This is a genomic window from Embleya sp. NPDC127516 (assembly GCF_044765325.1).
Classification (GTDB): Bacteria; Actinomycetota; Actinomycetes; order Streptomycetales; family Streptomycetaceae; genus Embleya.
Map to the genome: position 1 here is coordinate 1 of NZ_JBIWJT010000090.1, position 3,819 is coordinate 3,819.

Below are 3,819 nucleotides of genomic sequence, written 5' to 3' on the forward strand. Positions count from 1 at the left end.
AAGTGCTCGGTGAGGAAGAACTGCTGGAACACGAAGCCGATCCAGTTGGCCCGCACGCCGGAGAGTTGACGGTCCCTCAGCCGCGCGACGTCGTGTCCGAGCAGGCGCACCACCCCCTCGGTCGGCCGGTCCAGGGTGCCCATCAACTGGAGCATGGTCGACTTCCCGGACCCGGACGGTCCGACCACCGCGAGCAGTTCGCCCGCCTCGACCGTCAGGTTCGCGTCGATCAACGCACGGACGCCACCGGGGTGGGACCGGCCGACGTGCTCGAGTTCGATCACCGGTACCGTGCCGTGACCGCCTGGCGGTTCCGGTTCGGTCGTCGTGTGCGGCGTTGTGCGATGCCTCCTCATGCTCATGCCTTGGGCACCCCGACCTTCAGGCCCTCGATCACGCCGTCGCCGGTCACCTCGACCCGCCCGTCGGCGAACATCCCGAGTTCGACCTCGAGCAGCCGGGTGCCGCCGTCCGGTTCGAGGGCCTCGACGCCGTAGCCGCCCTCGGCGAGCGCGAGGAGCGCGTTGACCGGGACGGTGAGCACGCCCTTGCGCTCCTTGCCGGTGAACCCGACGGTGACCGGCGCGCCGTCCAGGGTGCCCGCGTCCTCGGGCCGGTCGAGCGCGATGTCGACCGGGATGGTGGCCTTGTCCCCGCCCGGCGGGGACCCCGGGGTCTGCTCGCCCTCCTCGGCCACGGTGCCGACCCGGGTGACGGTGCCGGTCGCGGTCCTCCCGCCGGGCAGCGTGACCCGGACCTTGGCGTCCTTGGTCGCCAGGGTCTGCTTGTTGACCGGCAGGTTCACGGTGACCCGGCGGCCGGTGCCGCTCGCCTTGAACAGCGGCCCCTGCGAGGTCGCTCCGAGTGACCCGGTGACCTCGCCGACCCGGACCGAGTCCGGCAGCACGACCGCGTCACCGGGATCGAACCGGCCGGTCTGTTTGCGGCCCATGTCCTTCTGCCACTTCTTCACCGCACCGGCGGTGGCGTCGGTGAACCTCTCGTCCACGGTGAACCCGCCGTAGCCCAACGCCTGGAGGTTCTGCTCCAACTCGCGGACGTCCACACCCTTGTCCACACCGACGGACAACGCCCGCCAGAACGGCGTCTCGCCATAGAACAACGGCACCTTCGTCCCGTCCCGCCCGTACACCCGATCACCGCGCGACAACGTGTCGCCCACGCCCGGGAGCCAGGTGATCGTCCCGGGCCCCGCGTCGTTCCCGGCATCCGGCGGCGAACCACCCCGACCGGAACCTCCGCCCGTACCGGACCCACCGCCCGAACCCGAACCCTGGGGCTGATTGCCGCCACCCGGGTTCTGCGACGGTGGTGGGGTGCCGCCGCCCTGCGGCTTGTTCCCGCCGCTCGGGGGCGGGGTCTCCTTGTCCGGTCCGGGCGCGGCCGCGTTCACCGTGTACGTACCGCCGTACCCAAGCCTGCCGTCCACATTCTGCCGATCCACCAGATCCGCCCGAGTCACCGGCACGGCGTCCAGCTTGGTGCGGTTCGCGGACGCCTCGGCGTCACCGCCTCCATCCGCGAACAGAACGGCCGCCGCACCGCCCGCCGAGGCCAGCACCAGGGCCGCCGCGAGTGCCCGCCGCCGACGGCGCCGCCGACGCTCCCGCGGATACGCCGAACGGTCCGGCTCCGCCGGGGCCGGCGTGGCTCCGTCCTCGTACTCGTAGTGCTGTGGGGTGTCGATCGAAACCACGTCGCCGCCCCTACTTCTTCTTCTCGAACGGCGGAACCTTCTTGTTGCACACTTCCAGCGCCTTGGTGGTCTTCTCGTCACCCGCTTCGAGCGTCACCATGCCCGTGCCGTCGCCCATGTCGACGCCGTTCTCGCGCATGCACTCCGCGTTCTTGGCCTGCCACTCCTTGAACTTGGGGTCGTTGGGGTCGAAGTCGCTCTTCGGCTGGAACTTCTCGCACGCCTTGAGCGCGTTCTCGGTCTTGGACATGTCACCGTCCGCGGGGACGCCCATCGCGCGCATCGCGCCGCCCTCCCCAGGCTCCGGATCCGGCATGTCGATGCCGTTCTCCCGCATACAGCCCGCGAACTTGACCATCTGCTCGCGGTCCGAGGCATCGCCCTTCTTGCCCGAATCCGACTGGCCGCCGGCCTTCTCGGCGCCGCCGCCGCCCGAGGCCACCTTGTTCTTCGCCGAGCCGCCGCCGTCGTCACCGCACCCGGCCGTGGTCAAGGCGAGGCCACTCGCCAGAACCACCCCAACCGCCAACCGCAGCGCCAGAGGTCCTCCCGATCCTGTGCGCCCAAACCTCGTCATCACTGCCGCTCCCGCCTGTTTGTAGGGCCTGTGGTCATGCCCGCCCCGACGTCGTCGTCGACCGATCTCGTCGTCGACTCGATGTCGGCGCCGAAGTCGATGTCGGCACCAACGTCGGTGCCGATGTCGATGTCGAGGGGTGCGACAGCAGGTCTACGCGGCAGCGCGTTACCGGGCCGTCTCCCGAATTGGTTATCCGGAGCTAACACGGGCTCGCGTATAAACGGTGGGGTTGGCCCCATCCCCATCCATGGCGGTGGAGTACGCCACCCCACCCCACCCACCTCAGCCCATCCCCACCCCCACCCCTGGCCGAAGCGGAGCGACGAGACCTTGCGAGTCCTGGTGACCGAGGACGAGGAACTACTGGCCGATCTGATCGCCCGAGGACTGCGCCGGGCGGCGATCGCGGTGGATGTCGCGTACGACGGCGACAGCGCGCTGGAGCGGCTGATGGTCAACGACTACGACGTCCTGGTACTTGACCGCGACCTGCCCGGCACGCACGGCGACGACGTCTGCCAGGCGGTCGTGGCCGGTCGACTGCGCACCCGCATCCTGATGTTGACCGCCGCCGGTACGGTCCCCGAGCGGGTCGCGGGGCTGCGCCTGGGCGCGGACGACTACCTGCCCAAGCCGTTCGAGTTCGCCGAGTTGCTGGCGCGCGTCCAGGCCCTGGGCCGGCGCGCCACCCCGGCCGTCCCGCCGGTGCTGGAGAAGCACGGCATCGTGCTGGACAGCGCCCGCCGCCAGGTCACCCGCAACGGCGAGTACGTCCGCCTCGCGCACAAGGAGTTCGCCGTGCTCGCCACCCTGATGGCCGCCGACGGCGCGGTGGTCAGCGCCGAGGAACTGCTGGAACGCGTCTGGGACGAGAACATCGACCCCTTCTCCAACACCGTGCGGGTGACCATGTCCAAACTGCGCGCCAAACTGGGCGATCCCCAGGTCATCCGGACCGTGCCCGGCTCGGGATACCTGATATGAGCGGCAGGGCAGGGGATCTTCGACTGCTCTCCCAAGCCGTGTTCCGCCGCCCGTCGGCTCGAGCCCGACTCGCGCTCCTATACGGCGGCATGTCGCTCGTCGTCGGCACGGTGCTGCTGGGCATCGTGTACTGGTTCGTCGACCAGCGGTTGTCCCAGCGGCTGCCGACCGCACTGGCCAGGACCGTCGCGGCGGATTCCGCGTCCGTCTACGGCCCGGCCGCGCCCATCACCGGCCAGGCCCAGCCGGCATACCCGGCGCCGGGGATGCCGGCCCAGGTCACCTTGATCCCGCCCGAGACGATCCGTCGGATCACCACCACCGGCCAGAACGTGACGATGAGTCAACTCCTCACCGTGCTCGGCGCCGCACTGCTCCTGCTCGCCGCGGCCTCGATTCTGGTCGGCTGGTGGATGTCCGGCCGGGTGTTGCGCCCGGTCCACGGGATCACCGCGACGGCACGCCGGTTGTCCGAACACAACCTGCACGAGCGGATCGCGATGCCGGGCCCGGACGACGAACTCAAGCAACTCGCCGA

At 70.2% G+C, this 3,819-nt stretch carries 5 protein-coding genes; 2 read left to right on the plus strand and 3 right to left on the minus strand.

What is annotated here, in order from left to right:
* The 3 genes from ACIRL2_RS51250 to ACIRL2_RS51260 form a co-directional block, all read right to left on the minus strand.
* Positions 1-362 (minus strand): ATP-binding cassette domain-containing protein (locus ACIRL2_RS51250; RefSeq protein ID WP_402242676.1); only part of this gene is annotated, 362 nt, incomplete at its 3' end.
* Positions 359-1,717: a peptidoglycan-binding protein gene (locus ACIRL2_RS51255; protein WP_402242679.1), complete on the minus strand. Its 1,359-nt coding sequence runs from the start codon at positions 1,715-1,717 to the stop codon at positions 359-361. The genes ACIRL2_RS51255 and ACIRL2_RS51250, both read right to left, overlap by 4 nt.
* A gap of 10 nt (positions 1,718-1,727) precedes the next feature.
* Complete coding sequence (locus tag ACIRL2_RS51260; protein WP_402242681.1) at positions 1,728-2,210, minus strand: hypothetical protein; 483 nt, start codon at positions 2,208-2,210, stop codon at positions 1,728-1,730.
* Positions 2,211-2,627: 417 nt separating this feature from the next.
* On the opposite strand from ACIRL2_RS51260, the gene ACIRL2_RS51265 reads away from it, so the two are divergent.
* Both ACIRL2_RS51265 and ACIRL2_RS51270 read left to right on the plus strand, forming a co-directional pair.
* Entirely contained in the window at positions 2,628-3,281 is a 654-nt protein-coding gene (locus ACIRL2_RS51265) for a response regulator transcription factor (RefSeq protein ID WP_395873940.1), read from the plus strand.
* On the plus strand, positions 3,278-3,819 hold a 542-nt coding region (locus ACIRL2_RS51270), incomplete at its 3' end, for a HAMP domain-containing protein (RefSeq protein WP_402242685.1). The genes ACIRL2_RS51265 and ACIRL2_RS51270, both read left to right, overlap by 4 nt.